The sequence below is a fragment of the Enterobacter cloacae complex sp. P2B genome (assembly GCF_014895985.1).
GTDB classification, from domain to species: Bacteria; Pseudomonadota; Gammaproteobacteria; order Enterobacterales; family Enterobacteriaceae; genus Enterobacter; species Enterobacter bugandensis.
The window spans coordinates 125,815-143,027 of record NZ_JADBQQ010000013.1 but is presented as its reverse complement, the minus strand read 5'-3'; the positions used below and the strand labels follow the sequence as shown (position 1 = coordinate 143,027).

17 protein-coding genes are annotated in these 17,213 nt (G+C 53.6%); 3 read left to right on the top strand and 14 right to left on the bottom strand.

Features of this window, described 5'->3' with window-relative positions:
- Positions 1-19: 19 nt before the first annotated feature.
- From IM313_RS13530 to IM313_RS13520, 3 genes are all read right to left on the bottom strand, one after another.
- Entirely contained in the window at positions 20-2,563 is a 2,544-nt protein-coding gene (locus IM313_RS13530; protein ID WP_192972096.1) for a fimbria/pilus outer membrane usher protein, read from the bottom strand.
- 25 nt (positions 2,564-2,588) lie between these two features.
- Complete coding sequence (locus IM313_RS13525; protein WP_048999193.1) at positions 2,589-3,263, bottom strand: molecular chaperone; 675 nt, start codon at positions 3,261-3,263, stop codon at positions 2,589-2,591.
- A 69-nt stretch (positions 3,264-3,332) separates the two neighbouring features.
- Positions 3,333-3,869 (bottom strand): fimbrial protein, encoded by a 537-nt coding sequence (locus IM313_RS13520; RefSeq protein ID WP_028012440.1) that lies wholly within the window; start codon positions 3,867-3,869, stop codon positions 3,333-3,335.
- Positions 3,870-4,124: 255 nt separating this feature from the next.
- Here IM313_RS13520 and ybiB point away from each other — a divergent pair, with 255 nt between their 5' ends.
- Entirely contained in the window at positions 4,125-5,087 is a 963-nt protein-coding gene (ybiB, locus tag IM313_RS13515; RefSeq protein WP_048999192.1) for a DNA-binding protein YbiB, read from the top strand.
- 120 nt (positions 5,088-5,207) lie between these two features.
- On the opposite strand, the gene ybiJ is transcribed toward ybiB, so the two are convergent.
- The 3 genes from ybiJ to mcbA all read right to left on the bottom strand — a co-directional run bounded on the left by ybiJ (position 5,208) and on the right by mcbA (position 6,413).
- The gene (gene ybiJ / locus IM313_RS13510) at positions 5,208-5,468 is read right to left on the bottom strand and encodes a DUF1471 family protein YbiJ (RefSeq protein WP_014883102.1); all 261 of its coding nucleotides are present in this window, start codon (positions 5,466-5,468) and stop codon (positions 5,208-5,210) included.
- Between the two features lie 286 nt (positions 5,469-5,754).
- A complete protein-coding gene (locus IM313_RS13505; protein ID WP_028012442.1) occupies positions 5,755-6,021 on the bottom strand; it encodes a DksA/TraR family C4-type zinc finger protein in 267 nt (88 codons plus the stop codon).
- A gap of 125 nt (positions 6,022-6,146) precedes the next feature.
- On the bottom strand, positions 6,147-6,413 hold the full coding sequence (gene mcbA / locus IM313_RS13500; protein ID WP_049136969.1) for a DUF1471 family periplasmic protein McbA: 267 nt from the start codon (positions 6,411-6,413) through the stop codon (positions 6,147-6,149).
- Positions 6,414-6,656: 243 nt separating this feature from the next.
- On the opposite strand from mcbA, the gene rlmF reads away from it, so the two are divergent.
- The gene (gene rlmF / locus IM313_RS13495) at positions 6,657-7,568 is read left to right on the top strand and encodes a 23S rRNA (adenine(1618)-N(6))-methyltransferase RlmF (RefSeq protein ID WP_192972095.1); all 912 of its coding nucleotides are present in this window, start codon (positions 6,657-6,659) and stop codon (positions 7,566-7,568) included.
- Between the two features lie 45 nt (positions 7,569-7,613).
- Here the strand turns inward: rlmF and ybiO are convergent, their stop codons facing one another.
- From ybiO to rhtA, 6 genes are all read right to left on the bottom strand, one after another.
- Positions 7,614-9,827 carry a mechanosensitive channel protein gene (ybiO, locus tag IM313_RS13490; protein WP_192972106.1) on the bottom strand — a complete coding sequence of 738 codons (2,214 nt, stop codon included), beginning with the start codon at positions 9,825-9,827 and terminating at the stop codon, positions 7,614-7,616.
- Positions 9,828-9,951: 124 nt separating this feature from the next.
- Entirely contained in the window at positions 9,952-10,674 is a 723-nt protein-coding gene (glnQ, locus tag IM313_RS13485; protein ID WP_028012446.1) for a glutamine ABC transporter ATP-binding protein GlnQ, read from the bottom strand.
- Complete coding sequence (gene glnP / locus IM313_RS13480; RefSeq protein WP_003858462.1) at positions 10,671-11,330, bottom strand: glutamine ABC transporter permease GlnP; 660 nt, start codon at positions 11,328-11,330, stop codon at positions 10,671-10,673. The genes glnQ and glnP overlap by 4 nt, the downstream gene beginning before the upstream one ends.
- A 93-nt stretch (positions 11,331-11,423) precedes the next feature.
- Positions 11,424-12,167 (bottom strand): glutamine ABC transporter substrate-binding protein GlnH, encoded by a 744-nt coding sequence (gene glnH / locus IM313_RS13475; RefSeq protein WP_014831177.1) that lies wholly within the window; start codon positions 12,165-12,167, stop codon positions 11,424-11,426.
- A 361-nt stretch (positions 12,168-12,528) separates the two neighbouring features.
- Positions 12,529-13,032, bottom strand: coding sequence for a DNA starvation/stationary phase protection protein Dps (dps, locus tag IM313_RS13470; RefSeq protein WP_008501171.1), 504 nt, complete (start codon positions 13,030-13,032; stop codon positions 12,529-12,531).
- A gap of 299 nt (positions 13,033-13,331) precedes the next feature.
- Complete coding sequence (rhtA, locus tag IM313_RS13465; RefSeq protein WP_041910716.1) at positions 13,332-14,219, bottom strand: threonine/homoserine exporter RhtA; 888 nt, start codon at positions 14,217-14,219, stop codon at positions 13,332-13,334.
- A gap of 355 nt (positions 14,220-14,574) precedes the next feature.
- On the opposite strand from rhtA, the gene ompX reads away from it, so the two are divergent.
- Entirely contained in the window at positions 14,575-15,093 is a 519-nt protein-coding gene (ompX, locus tag IM313_RS13460) for an outer membrane protein OmpX (RefSeq protein ID WP_028012448.1), read from the top strand.
- Positions 15,094-15,211: 118 nt separating this feature from the next.
- Here the strand turns inward: ompX and IM313_RS13455 are convergent, their stop codons facing one another.
- Both IM313_RS13455 and mntS read right to left on the bottom strand, forming a co-directional pair.
- Positions 15,212-16,795 carry a phosphoethanolamine transferase gene (locus IM313_RS13455; protein WP_192972094.1) on the bottom strand — a complete coding sequence of 528 codons (1,584 nt, stop codon included), beginning with the start codon at positions 16,793-16,795 and terminating at the stop codon, positions 15,212-15,214.
- 269 nt (positions 16,796-17,064) lie between these two features.
- Complete coding sequence (gene mntS / locus IM313_RS13450; RefSeq protein ID WP_014831181.1) at positions 17,065-17,193, bottom strand: manganase accumulation protein MntS; 129 nt, start codon at positions 17,191-17,193, stop codon at positions 17,065-17,067.
- Between the last annotated feature and the right edge of the window lie 20 nt (positions 17,194-17,213).

The following is a 17,213-nucleotide window of genomic DNA, read 5'->3' as shown; positions in this document are numbered from 1 at the left end:
CGTTAGCCTGAACGGTGAATCAGTGACACTGCGCGGCAGCGTTAATGATGCTGGTTTTCTCTTTCTCATCCGTTAGCGCATAGTCAGCGATGCAGTGCTCGCTCGCGTCCTGTCCCCAGGAAACGGCGAGATGCCCCTGCTGCGGCAGACCCGAAAGATAGGTCTGGCCGTCATTACCCACAATAAACTCGCTGTCCTTATCCTCGGTGGTAACCGTCGCGCCGAACGGCAGCGGTTTGCCGTTGTGCGTCAGCGTCATCAGCACGCGGTTGCCCACGCGGGTGTTAAAGCTGGCGCGCACCACGGCCCCGCGAGTTGGGGTGACGACCTGAGCGGCGTGGGTGACGTCGGCATTGTCCGGCAGCGTTTCGGTATCCAGCGCAATGGTGTTGTGGCGATACGCGGTCACAAACGGGACGACGGTGTAGCCGCGGAAGTCGGTTTCAACGCCGGTCTGGTTAGTGATGTGCGTTCCGTGCGTGCCCGGCGCCTTCACCAGCGCGATGGTCTCACCGAGCGGCTGGCTCAGGGTGATGCCGTTCGCATGGGCAACCACGCCGCCCTGCAGGCCAACGTTCACGGTCTGCTGATATTTGTCCTGGCTGACGCCGCCGCTCAGTTCGCCGTACGTTGCTTTGTAATCGGCGTTGAGGCTGGTGGAGTTGCCGCTGCCGGTACTGCTCACCCCCTCCTGAATATTCCAGTTGAGGTTATCTTCTTTCAGCGCCGTGCCGTTCAGACCGATATTCTGCGTGGTGCCATCTTTGGTGTTGTTCAGGTTGTAGGTGGCCCAGGTGTTATGCATCCAGTGGTCCAGCGGCACCGAGACGCTCAGCGCGAACTGGTTGTCGTTCGTCACCTCATTGCCGTCTTCGTCGCTGTCGCGGGTGTTTTTGTTCATGCTATAGCTGAGGCTGTAGCTCATGCCGTGCCAGCTGTTGTTGTAGCTGACGCTCACCGATGTCATGTCCTGGCTCTGGGTCCAGTAGGTCTCTTTCACCAGGCTCAGGGTTACGGAACCCCAGCCTTCCGGCAGCGTCTGGTCGACGGTGGCTTCGGTACGGGCGCGGCGCTGCTGCGGTTCAGACCAGTCGTCAGAGCGGGTATACGACTCCATGGTGTCTTCCAGGGTGTAAAACCCTTTGCTGTTATAGCGGTAGCCGGCCAGCGAGAAGTTGGTGCCTGACTGGGCGATATCTTTGCTGTAGCGCACGCGCCACGACTGGCCTTTGCTGGCCTGCTGTTTTTTCAGCAGGGCTTTGGCGCGAGTGACGTCAATGGAGAAGGCGCCTAAATCGCCCATGTTTTTCCCGACGCCCACCGCCTGAGACTGATAATGGCTGCTCTGCTGAACGCCGCCGTAGGCGGTGATATCGTAGGGTAAACCGTAGATGGCGCTGCCCTGGGCAAACGGAGTCTTTTCGACATCGTTGTCATAGGAACGATAACGCCCGGCGGTCACGCTGTAGCGCAGGTTTTTTTCACGCTGCAAGACCGGCACGGAGGCAAACGGCACGACAAAATGGCTTTCGCTGCCGTCGGTCTCTTTCACGGTAACCTGCAGGTCGCCGCTGCTGCCGGTGGGGTAGAGATCGTTAATTTCGAACGCGCCCGGCGCGACCGTGTTCTGATAAATGACGTAGCCGTTCTGGCGAACCACCACCAGCGCGTTGCTGTGGGCCGTGCCGCGGATAATCGGCGCGTAGCCTTTCTCGCTGTCCGGCAGCATGTCGCTGTCGGATTTCAGCTCCACCCCGGTGTAGGGAACGCTGTCAAACACGTCGGCAGGGGACGAACTCTGGCCGACGGTGATGTCGCTTTTCATTGCCACAATATCGCGTTGCGCATAGGTATAAACGGAGGTGAATTTCTGCTCCTCCTCATGGCCCGTGGTGCTGCGATTCCAGGTGGAATAGTTGCGAATGCGCCATGCGCCAACGTTCAGGCCTGGGCGCAGGTTTACGTACTGGCTGCTGTTGTCCTCTTCACCGTGCTGTCGTGCGCGGCTGTGGCTGGCATTGGCGCTGTAATTAAGCAGGCCCGCAGTGATCCCTTCGTCAAACTCTTTCGGGTCAATGTAACCGCGAGGCACCTGGCCCAGCGCCGTTTGAGGGATGCTCATCAGCAGCTGCTGGTTGCGAACGCGAAAGGTGGCGGATGCCGAAGGAATGACATGTAAATCAGCACACTGGCCTTTGGCCATCAGCTGCGGAAATTTTTTGGTTTTGATGCCGAGGCTTTTTAATTCCTCAAGGCTAAAGCAAGGCTGCAGCGTGCTGTTGCCCTGCGAATCTTTCTGAAGCGTAAAGGTCACGTTGCGGGTATCAATTTTATTATTATTGATAAATACCGCGACCTCATATTTCCCCGGCGCCTGACCTGGTCCTTTTTCATAGATGGACAAATCGGTTTTACCCTGCTGGGGATTATCAATATCCAGCAGGGCAGGGTTAAAATAATCATCAGCCATAACCTGCTGCGCAAAGATCGCCATTGCCAGGCCACAGAGAATGACCAGCAATGAAGACAATCGGCAGGTGAACGGCTTTTTATGGCTGTACATAATTATTTTATTACCGGGAAAAAAATTAATGAACGGATTTCGACCAGGTATGGCTGATGCTGCCGTAGTCGGTAATAATGGAATACGTCACGTCCGCACCCCCGACATTACCCGGTAAGGCAAAATGCGTTTCCGTTTTCGGAACAGCCCAGGTGGCTTTCGCGACTTTATGACCATTCAGCGTAACGGTCTGGAAATTCATATAGAACGGCGTGGGGTTATTCACCACCAGATCGTTCCCTTCACGGCGCCATTCAAGTTTATCCGCCACATCTTCTGGTCTGCCTTTTACCGTAGACGGGCGATACAGTAATTTGATTCGAGTATTAATGGCGATTTGCAGCGTATTTACCCCCTCAACGTGTTTTGAGGAAGGGATTGCTTTAATGTTCAACCAGTACAGGGATTCCCTGTCTTCCGGTAAATTTCCGCCCGTACGCACCACGCGCAGAACGTTATCTTCGTGCGCATCCAGACGGAAAAGCGGCGGGGTGATCAGGAACGGGGCTTTGGCCAGGTTTTTACCGCCGGAATCAACCCAGGACTGCACCAGATAATCCGTCGCATCTGGATTTGAAAGACCAAGAGAAGATTCCTTTTTATCTCCCTGATAGACCAGTCGGGTGCCGTTAATAATGACCCCAGCATGTGAAGCAGTTGCTACCAGTAAAAGTGTGCTCAGTAAATAACCGTGGCGCATAAAGATTTCTCAATGAATAGAGAAGATATTAATGCTCGCGAAAGCATTAATATCCCCGGATTGATAAGATCAGTTATAAATAACGGTGAAGGTTGAAACGGAGTTAGCAGGGCCTGCGGTAATTGCCGGGCCGGTTTGGATATAGCGTGCGCCGAACTCCAGATCGTTAACTGCCGTGCCGGAGGTTAACTGATACTGCTGAGACGGCGTATACAGGCTGACAGGCTGCTGCGAGGCATCCACCAGCTGAATCGCCACCCCTGTCGCCGCATCGGTATCTGGCGTTAAGGCAAGCGTTGAATTGTTATTCGCATCCGGTGTTCCGCCAAAGTTAATGGCGGCGGAGGTGACCGTGTCAGGACAATTCGTTAACTGAATATCAAACTTCGTTAAGGTGCTGGTAGAGCCTGCACCGGTAAATACCGTTTTAGACACTTTCCCCAGCTGTACATTTAATGGATTACTTAATCCATTTACGACCTGACAAGCAGAATCGATAATTTCGCCGGTGAAGTTTATTTGCCCTTCACCGTTCGTTGCCGCAAACGTGGATGCAGAACATCCCACCGCTGCGGCGATGATTAAACCTAAAGCAACCTTGTTCATAGCAAATCCTGATATGTTTCGGGTGAGAGCGTTGCCTGGACGTTTTCACCGTTGACCCTTAATGACTTTCCGCTTGTTATTTAATCAAAAAATGTATGAATACGAATCTGCTATAGAAATCACAAATAATTGAAAAAAAGCTTGTGTTTATTTTTTTCTATTAAAACAGAAGGTTGTCTTAAGGGATAAAAAACTAACGGATAGCCATTCATCAGGGCTATAGTGTTAACAAGATAGGCTGTCAGGAGGAATGTCGTGGATTATCGCAAAATTATCAAAGAGGTAGGACGTGGGAAAAACCACGCCCGTGACCTGGACCATGAAACCGCTCGCGCGCTTTACACCCGTATGCTCAACGGCGAGGTACCGGACCTGGAAATGGGCGGCATCCTGATTGCGCTACGTATCAAAGGCGAAGGCGAAGCGGAGATGCGTGGTTTCTACGAGGCGATGCAGGCGCAAACGCTGCGCTTAACACCGCCGGTGGCAAAACCGATGCCGATTGTGATCCCGAGCTATAACGGGGCGCGCAAGCAGGCAAACCTGACGCCGCTGCTGGCGATATTGTTACATAAGCTGGGGTTCCCGGTGGTGGTTCATGGGGTCAGCGAAGATCCCACGCGCGTACTGACAGAAACCATCTTTGAACTGCTGGGCATTGAACCGACTCTCCATGCCGGCCAGGCGCAGGCAAAGCTGGAGGGGAACCAGCCGGTCTATATTCCCGTTCGTGCGCTCTGCCCGCCTTTGGAAAAGCAGCTGGACATGCGCTGGCGCATGGGCGTGCGTAACAGTGCGCACACCCTGGCGAAGCTGGCAACGCCGTTTGCTGAGGATGCCGCGCTGCGCCTTTCCAGTGTTTCTCATCCGGAGTACGTGACGCGCGTCGGTCAGTTCTTTGCCGAAATCGGTGGACGCGCACTGCTGATGCACGGAACAGAAGGGGAGGTGTACGCCAATCCGCAGCGTTGCCCACAGCTGATGCTGATCGATTCTGCCGGTACGCGCGTTGTGCTTGAACGCGGGGAAGAAAACAGCGATGTGATTCTGCCGGAGTCAAAAGATCCGCAGGTTACCGCGCACTGGATTACGCAGTGCCTGGCCGGAAATGTGCCGGTCCCACAGTCGATCAAATTGCAAATGGCCTGCTGCTTGCTGGCGACAGGGGAGGTAGAGACGGTGGAAGCGGGGTTACAGCGGGTGGCACAGTCGTTTTAAGCAAAAAAAAAGCCCGTCCAGTGGCGGACGGGCAAGCAAGGGTAACAAACAACAGGGTCAATGAGGGTTGGAGCAGCTCACCAGAGGGTTTGGCGAGGGTACAGCATTCATTTCAGGCGATTATTTGTAGATAACCGCAGTACCGCTCAGCTTGTTATTGGTGTTAGCGGAGGTGATGGTGTATCCGCTTGCACCGGCAGCAGCGGCTTTCTCAGCCAGCTTGGCTTCCAGGCCGTCCAGCGTGGTCGCGCCTTCTGCACTTACCACACCGATTTTATTCATGCTCTGGGCCTGAGTGGATGAAACAGGCTCTACGGCGAATGCGCCGAAAGACAGAGCGGACAGGGCAACAGCAGCTACAGCATATTTGATGGTTTTCATAATTAATCTCTCGCAGGTGTTTTCTGTTAAGGGGACGATGTTCCGTCGATGTGATAAGTATCACGTTTTTTCCTGAGGGATAAAATCGAAGAGAATTGACGTGGTCAGTCAAAAAAATTGAATGACAAATAACTTATTGAATATTAATAAATTCAAACCAGCGCTTTACACTTCTTGTGGATGCGCTTTACAGAAGAAAGATGAAGGGCACATTTTGCTACGCGGTTCGCTAAAAACCGTGAGCGTAAAGGTAAGTGCAGGCAGGGTTAACTTAGGTAAAGGAGAGTCAGCGTAACTGGCTATCTTTCGATCCTCTGCGATTATAACCTGAATGTGAGGCATTTTTTGAATCTTTATCCTGCTGGCAGGTAATGCATAACCTTACGCCTGGAATGGCTTTACGCCGCGCCTCCGGGATCGGCTCTCCGCATTCTTCGCACTCCTTCAAACTTTCGCCGCGCGGAATCTCACCGCGAGCGCGCGCAACCGCATCTTCAATGGTACTGTTGATCTGTTCGTTAACGGCGTCGTCATTCGCCCAACCGGAAGCCATGGCATCCTCCTGAAATCGGTTTATACCCTGCTTTTAATATGGGGTTAAAAAAATGAACAATCAAGATAAAGCGGAAATGAACTGCATCCGGCGGGCAGATGCAGTCTTGTTGTGGAGGAAAAAAATTATTTATAGATGGTTGCTGTGCCGTACATATGGTTATCTCCGCCAGCGGAGTTCACGACAAAGCCTTTCGCACCTTCCTGGCGGGCTTTTTCGGCCAGTTTATTCTGCAGATCGTCCAGGTTACTTGCGCGACTTACCGAGACGGTGCCCGCCGGACGCAGTTGGCTAGTATCGGTACTTTCATTCAGTGACTGAACGGCCATCGCAGAAAATGAAGCCGTTGCCAGGGCGCCGGCGATAATAGCAAGGGTCAGGTACTTTTTCATAATCACATCCTCATGAGGAAACAACAGGTGATTCCCTTTAAGTTTAGAAGCCTGACGAGTGTGACTTAGCGCAAATATTTGATGATGATCTGCTTATTTTTTGAACGATAAAAACTGACAATTCGCTGACAGATCATAGACGTAGAGGTGTTTGATTTACGACGTTTTTTTAAGCGCCGCAGAGAAAGATTTACCGCTGGGCCAGCACAGGGTATCTTACGCCGCTGTTTAAAGGAGAACGCCATGACTTCCCAAAAGCCGGGATTGCACCCACGAAATCGCCACCGCAGCCGCTACGACATGAACGCCCTGTGCCAGAGCTGCCCTGCGCTGCAGGACTATATTGTCCAGACCCCAGCGGGTGAGCCGACCGTCAACTTTGCCGATCCGCAGGCGGTGAAAACGCTGAACAAAGCCCTGCTGGCGCATTTTTACGGTGTGGCTCACTGGGATATTCCGGAAGGCTTTCTCTGTCCCCCTGTGCCGGGCCGCGCTGATTACGTTCATCACCTTGCCGATCTGCTTGCCGAAGATCGTGACGGCGCTGTACCGCAGCAGGCTTCCATCCTGGATATAGGCACCGGGGCAAACCTGATTTACCCGCTGATTGGCGTACATGAATATCACTGGCGCTTTACCGGGAGCGAAATTGGCGCCGAGGCCTTTGCCAGCGCGCAGGCGATTATCAGCGCGAACCCTGGCCTGAGCCGTTCCATTCGTCTGCGTCGTCAGAAAGAGGCGGCTTCCATCTTCAACGGCATTATTCATAAAAACGAAAGCTATGACGCTACGATGTGCAACCCGCCGTTTCATGATTCGGCGGCAGCGGCTCGCGCGGGCAGCGAGCGTAAACGCCGCAACCTCGGTCAGGCGGAAGACGCCGCGCTGAACTTCGGCGGGCAGCAGCAGGAGCTGTGGTGCGAGGGCGGTGAAGTTGCCTTCATCCTGCGCATGATTGCGGAAAGCCTACAGTTTGGCCGTCAGGTGAAGTGGTTCACGACGCTGGTTTCCCGCGGGGATAACCTGCCGCCGCTCTACCGCGCGCTGAGCGAAGGGGGTGCCGTAAAAGTAGTGAAAAAAGAGATGGCGCAGGGCCAGAAGCAGAGCCGCTTTATCGCCTGGTCGTTTATGGACGATAACAAACGTCGCAAATAATGTGTTTCGTAGGCCCGGTAAGCGCAGCGCCACCGGGCAACCCGGCTACAGCGTCGGCTCCTGCGGTGGGAGCGGCGCTGCGGGCGGCGGCAGTACCTGATACGTTTGTACCGGCATCCGCACGTTTGCCAGATCGAAGTGTTTTTTCACCATGCTGTCGAGCGCAAAGCGCACCGTCCACTGCTTCAGAGGCTGGGTGGTGAACGACACGCGCAGGGTGAACGCCGTGTTGGTCAGCCCAACGATGCCGGCAAACGACGGCTCGCCAATCACCAGCCCGCGAATATCCTCCATTTCCATCAGCTCTTCCACCGCATCCCGCAGCGCCTGCTTCGCTTTGTCGGCATCCTCATGACGGTCCACATCGTAGTTCGCCACCACGGAACCTATCCCGCGCACAAAGTTGGCGAAGGTAGTGATGGATGACCACGGAATGATGTGATATGCCCCGGTATCCTGACGCACGCCTACCGAACGAATCGACATCCGCTCCACGGTACCGGTCAGCGGCCCGATGGTCACCAGATCCCCTGTGTTCATCCCGTTCTCAAACTGGATAAAGATGCCGGTAATAATATCCTTCACCAGCGTTTGCGAGCCGAAGGAGATCGCCAGCCCCAGCGCGCCTGCACCCGCCAGCAGCGGGGCGATATTCACGCCGATTTCTGATAGCACAATCATGATGGTGATGGTGCTGATGATCACCGCCAGCGCATTGCGGAACAGGGTCAACAGCGTGCGCGCGCGGGCGCTGGGGAGCGGTCTGCCGTGAATATCCGATACCAGACGGTTCTCGATAAGGCTCGCCAGCAGCGTCCAGCCGACGGCGGAGAAGAACAGAATCAGCGCGATACGAATTAAAATATCGACGGTCTTCTCGCCTGCGCCGTTATGCAGCCAGTTCCAGAAATCAAACAGGCTCCACGCGTTCAGCAGCAGCATGATGGCCACGCAGACGGTCAGAATGCGCGCCACCTTAAGCGATACCGACATCCAGCCGTTCACCCGTTTTTGCAGTTCCGGGTAATTACGCTGCACCTGCGGCGACAGGGTGATGGTTTTCGAGATCCAGCGGGACAACAGCCCGGACACAAACGCCGCGATGCCGATAATCGCCAGGCTTTTAAACGTCGCCCCCATCATAAATTTCAGGCTGTTTCCCGGGTCGAACAGCGAGAAGAAGCACAGCACAATAAAATACGCGCTTGCCAGCCAGTGCCACACCAGCGCGAAGGCGCGGATAAACAGGCTGAAGAAAGAGAGGGAACGGTCGGCCAGATGCAGCAGACTCTCGGTGATCGCCCTTTTATTGTGAAAGATAAGGTACAGAGACCAGACGGTTATACAGAGCATAATCAGCACGTTCGCCAGCGCGCCAAACTGCACGTTAACCTGGTTGGAGATAATCGGCACGGCAACCAGCAGGCCGTAGCCTATCAGCCCGCTGAGCACGCTTAGCCGCACGGCCCAGTATTTCGCGCTGTCGTCGTTGATGTTGAAAGGGCGAAGTTCAGGCACGCGCGGGCAAAAGATGACGCGCAGCACCGCTTTAAAAAATTCGATGAGGGCAAACGCATTCAGGAAGAGCGCCTGCTGGAAGGCAATGGTTTTGTTGCCCGTATTGAGGCGGTCCGCCAGCACCTGACCGACAAACAGCGTCAGGGCCAGCAGCAGTAAATCGATGATAAACGCTCCGGTAATCATGGCCGGGAGGTGCAGCCAGCTGCTTTTATGCTGATTTTTTTTCCGTCCCCAGTGGCCCATCTTCCGGTAGAGCGGCCAGGCGCACAGGCGCAGCAGCCAGTAAAAAATGAATACGGCACCCGCCAGAATCGCAAACTGCGTGGCGGCTGCGGTGAAGGTGTGGGGATTAAAAGGTTTATGCGAGGTGCCAACAAGATTTCGATAGAGCTGGGCAAAACGCGATGACAGAGCTTCCCCGTAGCGGCGGCTGATGTCGGTGACATTTTCCAGTACCGTCTTTTCCTCTTCGATCTGCGGTGGCGTAATGGTCGGAACCGGATCCTGAGGCGGCGTGGCGGCCACCTTCCTCAACTGATCGATCAGCTCCTGCCGGGAGGTGTCATTCTCAAGGACGTCGGCAAGTGCGCTATAGGCCGCTTTTTTTTGTTCTGCATCCGGCTCCGGAGGCGGCGTATTTTGCTGAGTAGCAGTTGCTCCGGTGGTGACGCCGGGGATTGCCACGGCGAGCGATGGCGCACTAAACAGGCTTATCAACAGCAGCAGGATCCACGGCACGGCGTCCTCCGACAAAAATATCGTGCAAAATGATAAGTATAGAGGGCGAGAGGCGGAGGGGAGTTTTTGGGAACAATCTGGCGTAAAAAAGCCGGGCAAGCCCGGCTCGGTATGTAGCGAGGGATCAGGAGACGTGCTGCAGGAACTCCTGCAGACGCTGGCTAGGCGGATTCGCGATCAATTCCTGCGGGTTACCGTCTTCGGCGATGCGGCCTTTATCAATAAAGATCAGGCGGGAAGCCACTTTCTCAGCAAAGCCGATTTCGTGGGTCACGATCACCATCGTCATCCCTTCTTCCGCCAGATCCTGCATGACTTTCAGCACCTCGTGGCGCAGCTCCGGGTCGAGTGCGGACGTCGGCTCATCAAACAGCATCATCTTCGGTTTTACCGCCAGCGCTCGGGCAATCGCCACGCGCTGCTGCTGGCCACCGGAGAGCTCGGAAGGGTAGTGGTGCGCACGCTCCGCCAGGCCAACCTTCGCCAGCAGATCTTTTGCCAGCGCTTCCGCTGCCGCTTTGTTGGCACCGCGCACGCGCAGTGGGCCAAACATCACGTTTTCCAGCGCCGTCAGGTGCGGGAACAGGTAGAACTGCTGGAACACCATGCCCGCTTCCTGACGAATCAGACGCTCGTCCACTTTCGGGTCGTTTACCTTCAGACCGTCAACGATCAGATCGCCGCTGGTGATCTCTTCCAGCTTGTTGATGCAGCGCAGCAGGGTCGATTTACCGGAACCGGAAGGCCCGATAATCACCACCACTTCACCCTGCTTGATATTCAGATCGATATTGTGCAGCACCTGGGTTGGGCCAAAGTGCTTGGAGACGTTTTTAAATTCAATCACAGGATTTTCATCCTTCTTTCAAGACGGCGCAGAACGAAGCTCAGTACCAGCGTAATGATCAGATAAACGACGGCGACCGCACTCCAGATTTCCAGCGCGCGGAAGTTGCCCGCAATAATTTCCTGGCCCTGACGGGTCAGTTCGGCCACGCCGATAACGATGAACAGCGATGTATCTTTAATGCTGATGATCCACTGGTTACCCAGCGGCGGCAGCATGCGGCGCAGCGCCAGCGGGAGAATAACGTGACGGATCGTTTCGCGACGAGAAAGACCTAATGCCAGACCGGCTTCGCTGAAACCTTTATGAATCGACAGCACCGCCCCGCGGGTGATTTCCGCGATGTAGGCGCCCGAGTTGATCATAATGGTCACGACGGCCGCGCTGAACGGATCGATGCGCAGGTCGGTGAAGGCCATTGGCAGGGCGAAGTAGATAAACATGACCTGCACGACAATCGGCGTGCCGCGGATCACTTCGATGAAAACCAGTGCGATGTGGTTTGCAATCCAGCCACCGTAGGTGCGGGCGAAACCGGCGACAAGACCGATAATCAACCCACCTACCAGACCCAGGACCGAAATCCACAGGGTCATTTTAGCGCCTTCAAGCAAGAGTGGAATGGCAGGCCAGATGGCGCTCCAGTCAAACTGCATGATGTATTCCTGTATACCGTGGTGAAAAACGAAAAATGTAGGCCCGGCCAGCGTGAGCGCCGCCGGGCGCTATAAACCTGAATTCAGGTAAAATTATTTAGGCTCAGTACCGAACCATTTTTTATAGATTTCGTTGTAAGTGCCGTTCTCTTTCAGCGTTTTCAGCGCGCCGTTAACTTTCGTGCGCAGATCGTCGCTGCCTTTCGGGAACGCGATACCGTACTGCTGAGCTTCCAGAGAGTCGCCCACGGCTTTGAACTTGCCGTTACCAGCCGTTTTAATGAAGTACAGGATGTTCGGCGTGTCGTGCAGAACAGCGTCAGCACGGTTAGTGCCGAGTTCCATATACGCGTTGTCAATGTTCGGGAACTGGCGCAGGTCTTTGGTTTTGATGTTCGCTTTCGCGTAATCCACGGAACCGGTGCCGCTCTTCACTGCCACCACTTTACCGTCGAGGTCTTTCACGCTTTTTACGTCGTTATTATCCGCTTTGACCATCACCAGCAGGCCGCTTTTGTAGTAGCCGTCAGAGAAGTCGATCGCTTTTTTACGTTCTTCGGTAATGGTGATGCCCGCCAGCGCCAGATCGACGTTTTTGGTTTGCAGCGCCGGGATGATGCCGCTGAAGTCCATCGGCTTCAGGGTGTAGTCCAGTTTGAGTTCTTTGGCGATAGCGGCCCACAGATCAACATCAAAACCAACGTATTTGTCACCCTGTTTGAATTCAAACGGAACGAACGCCGTGTCGGTCGCCACAACCAGTTTGTCGGCAGCCTGAGAGGACACCGCAAAAGCCAGGGTAAGTGCAGCCAGTGAAACTTTTAATACAGACTTCATAGCATTTCCTTTTATATCCACGGGGCGATCCCCTGCGAGAACGACTGGCACAATGAAAAAATCGTGCCAACTTTACAAGCTGTTGTTTTACAAAGGGGATGAAATCATACATTGCACAAAAAGCGTGGCAATGATGTCGTGTTGCACCAGTATGGAGCACCATTTTGGTGCGCTTCGTTTGGGTCAACTGACGGGGAGATATTAAGCGTAAATTCTGACGAAAAAACAATCTTCCATTAACGGTTGTGTGAGGTGATTATTACAATTTATTCACTTTTGCACCGTCTCAGGCAAAAACTGTGCACCATAAATGTGCAAAACCCTCACCAGAGGCGAGGGTTTGACAGGAAAGTCTTATGGATTACTCGATGTTAGATTCGATAAACCACAGGAACTGATCCAGGTCGCGGGACGCGGCGGTGAAGATGTCTGCGGTATCTTCATCTTTGGCTTCGCTAATCGCTTTGCGCACGTCATTGGCCACAATCGCGTAGCGGTCCGCCAGCTCTTTCAGGTGATCCTGAACGGTGTGGATATCCAGCGGGTAGCTTTTCAGCGGCGTTTTGCTGTTGATCACCTGCGTGGTCCCAAGCGCGACACCACCCAGTTGAACGGCACGTTCAGCCATCGTATCGAGGTGTGTCACCAGTGCTGTGCGGAAGCCATCCAGCATTTCATGGACGGCAATAAAGTTTGCACCGCGCATATTCCAGTGGGCCTGTTTGGTGATCAGCGAAAGATCGATGAACTGGATCACCTGGCGATTCAGCAACTCAATGGTCGCTTTTTTGTCGCTATCCGATACATCGTTACGGGTATAAAGCAGATTAGACGCTTTCGTTTTCACCAGTTTAGCGGTACTCATAATCTCATATCCTCTTGATGTTTATGTCCCAGGTAATTACGGAACTAAGTATAGCACCGGATTTTTTCTCTGCGGTCTGGCTGTGCCTATCGGTTTAATAGCAAGAAGGAGGTTGATAATCTAATTTGTTGAAATTAGTAGATAATTTTAAAATTGATGCGGATCAATCTTAATTCGCATAGAGGATAATGGGTGCGGGAGGATATTTCGGTAATATGACAAACTATGTAAGAAATTATAACGGATGATGTTCTGGCCTTTATTCTGCATGGCCGTGAAGCCATGCAGAATATATGGCGTTAGCCGATGTCGATTTTCTCAACTTTAGGTTCAGGGCGCATGGTGAGCGTTGACCCCATTGACGCCGCGATAATTGAGCAGAGCGCCAGCGTCTGGGTAAACGTCAGCGTTTCGCCCAGGAACACCATCCCGGAGATCGCCGCAAGGGCGGGCTCCATGCTCATCAGAGTGCCAAATATACGCGTCGGCAGACGCGTCAGGGCAATCATCTCCAGAGAATAGGGGAGTGCCGTTGAAAGAATAGCGACCGCCAGCCCGATGGGCATGACTGACCATTGCCAGATAGACTCCGTGGCCTGCGCCATACCGATCGGGACAAAAACGATAGCCGCAATCACGGAACCCAGGGCGACCGTTGCCGGGCCATGCTCTTCACCCGCTCGCTGCCCGGTGAGTATATAGACAGCCCAGCAGGCTCCTGCTCCCAGCGCCAGCGCTGCGCCCGTGAGATCAATCTCAGAGACATTCTGGCCGAGCGGCAGCAGGAACCATAAGCCCAGAACGGCCAGCACGACCCAGATAAAATCCACCGGACGACGTGACGAGAAAAGCGCGACCGCCAGCGGGCCGGTAAACTCCAGCGCGACGGCAATCCCCAGCGGGATGGTCTGGATGGAGAGGTAGAACATATAGTTCATTGCCCCGAGGGACAGACCATAAAAAAGCAGGGGGAGACGTTGCTCTTTTTTGAAGCGCAGACGCCAGGGTTTGAAGATGACGACCAGTATCGCCGTTCCCAGCACGATACGCAGGGCTGTTACCCCGGGCGCACCCACCAATGGAAAAAGCGATTTTGCCAGCGAAGCACCGCTTTGGATGGACAACATGGCAATAAGTATGACGGCTACCGGCAACCAGACCGACGACGTGCGGGATAACCCAGGCATCCTTTCTCCTGTCAGCTAATGTCAAGTGGAGTAAAGGTTGCAGTGTAAAGGAAATATACAGCTACGGTTGAGACTACGTTGAAAAAAAAGAGCCGTAAAATCCGTAAAATGGTTAAGCGCTGGTGGATTTATCACCTGAAAGATTAGGAATAATCTGGATGAATGTAACGGCGCAGACGCGCAATATGGGCGTTTAGTAGGAAAAATCGCATGTGATTTGAAAGAGTTAGCTGAGGTTGGAAACGTTCTGTTACAGGAAAGGCCTCGTTAGACATCGCGAATCACAAAGAGTTTCGCAAAATTTTTTGATATATTTAAAACTTACGGACTTACTTGAAGCACATTTGAGGTGGTTATGAAAAAAATTGCATGTCTTTCAGCACTGGCCGCTGTACTGGCTGTTTCCGCAGGTACCGCTGTAGCTGCTACTTCTACTGTAACTGGTGGTTACGCTCAGAGCGATATGCAGGGCGTGATGAACAAAACCAACGGTTTCAACCTGAAGTATCGTTACGAGCAGGATAACAACCCGCTGGGCGTGATCGGTTCTTTCACCTACACCGAGAAAGATCGTACTGAAAACGGCGCATACAACAAAGGCCAGTACTACGGTATCACTGCTGGTCCAGCTTACCGTCTGAACGACTGGGCGAGCATCTACGGTGTTGTAGGTGTTGGCTACGGTAAATTCCAGCAGACCGAAAACCAGGGTCTGAACCGCACTGCAAGCAACAGCGACTACGGCTTCTCCTATGGCGCAGGCCTGCAGTTCAACCCAATCCAGGACGTGGCGCTGGACTTCTCCTATGAGCAGAGCCGTATCCGCAACGTTGACGTTGGCACCTGGATCGCGGGCGTAGGTTACCGCTTCTAATCACTTCGGTGAGCTAATAAAAAATCCGCCCAATGTGGCGGATTTTTTTTTAGCTTTTTCCCTCTCCTTGTGGGAGAGGGTCAGGGTGAGGGTATCAGACCGCACGAGATCGCACAGCTTACTTACTCTTAATATCAAAAATATCGGTACCCAGATGGTTATAGTCAACTTTCTGTAACTTGAAGTTGGTAACGTACACTGGGGGCGCTTTCTTGTTGGAGATAAACGGGTAACCATTTTTTATCTCTTTGGCCTTAATCCCCGTCCACTGCGAGAAGAACTGCAGGAAATCATTCGCCGAGCGCCGCGCTTTGATAACGCGATGCGTTTTATCATCGCTCGACAGCACCATAAACGGCACCTGGAAATTCTGCTGGAACTGGTCGTCGTGCGCCAGATACTGCACTTCTTTGCCACGCTCTTTAAACGCCAGCCCGTGATCAGAGAAATAGACCACAGAGAAGCTTTCGCCCGTATTGCGCAGCTGATCGTAAAGCTTGCTGAGCAGCTCATCGGTTTGCGTCATGGTATAGAGATAGCAAGAGGTCTCTTTCGACTGCACAAACTCCGCGTATTTACCGCCAGTGCGATCGCAGGCCTGCGGGTGCGATCCCATCAGGTGCAGAACAATCAGCTGCGGCTGGGTGCGCGGGGTAGCAAAGACCTGCGCCGTCATCTTCAGCAGCGCCTCGTCTTTGGTGTTTTTGTCGGCTTCAAAATCACCGCTCTTCAGGAACTGCACTTCGTCAGCACGCTTAGCAATACTGGCGATGGCGGTGTCGTATTCGCCAATTTGCCCCTGATTGGAGAACCACCAGGTCTGAAAACCGGCGCGGTTGGCCAGCGTGACGAAATTATCCTGAAACTGAGGTTTGCCATCCACCACGCGGTTCAGCGTCAGGCCGAGCGATTTCTGCGTCGAGCCGCTGGCCGCCACATAATCGGTAAACAGGGTGCCGTTGACAGAGCTGGCAAACGGTGTGTTATTCCAGTGCCCGCCGAATGCGCCCAGCGCGTCGCGACGTGCGCTCTCGCCAATCACCACCACATAGGTATGGTATTTCGGCTTAACCGCCAGCACGTTCCAGGTGTCTTTCATATTGGAAAGTTCAGCCATGCGCGCCTGCTCGTCGAGAACCTCTTTATTGTTCACGACGACGTCTTTAACGAAACGGAACACCGGATAGCCCGTATCTTTTAGCTTGAACACGCCGCCCCAGGCCAGGTTTTGCACCGGCGCAACGAAAAACGTCCCCACGCTAAACGCCAGGCACAGAGACTCCATTTTTCCCCATGATCTCTTCGAGTCTGCTTTGCGACGAACCGCGATGACGCCAAGCGCAAAGATAAAAAGGCCGACGACGTAGCTGTACCACGGGAAGATCGTCAGGATCTCCGTCGACTCTTCCATATTGGTGGAGTGCAGCGCCAGCAGGGTGTTGAAGTTTGGCGCGCCGTAGGCCTGGCCAAACGGGAAATACATCGCAGCAATCAGCGAACAGACCCCTACCAACGCTTTTTGCGCGCGCGGGGCCGCTCGCCACAGCACATGCAGGATGCAGGTGAAAGCCACTGCATAAAGCAGGCTGAAGGGATAGCCGAGCGCAAAGTTAATCAGCAGCGACTGCAAAAAGTAAAATCCCGTCCACGGGCTTAAGGCCCGGCTGCGGGTAACGATGGTATCTATCAGGGTTACATTCATAGGTCACTATCACAAAAACGCCATGTGCTCACCCTGGCGCCAAGGGTCAAAGCCTGCCGGACAGTGCGTGGAAAGGGAATGAGAGGTCCGCTTCAGCGAGCCGCAAATTGTGCAGGGCTGCAAGAAGATAGTGCGAGCGTGAATTAAGGTCAACAGTTGCTAAACAGATGTTTTGCGAAGGGGGCTGCAAATCCGCAAAAATTATCGGGAATTGGTCAGTTTACAGCGGAAGTGTGACAGAAAAATGAAGCGGCGTACCGCAACGCCGCTTAGTGGGAAGGTTTGTCGTCCTGATGCGGTTTGTTGTTAAACATATCGCACAGCATGTTCAACAGCATTAAGCGCACTTTAAAAGGAGAGTGGGTAAACACGGTCATGCACCTCTTGAATTCGTTCATGAGACCTCCTGATGTTTGAT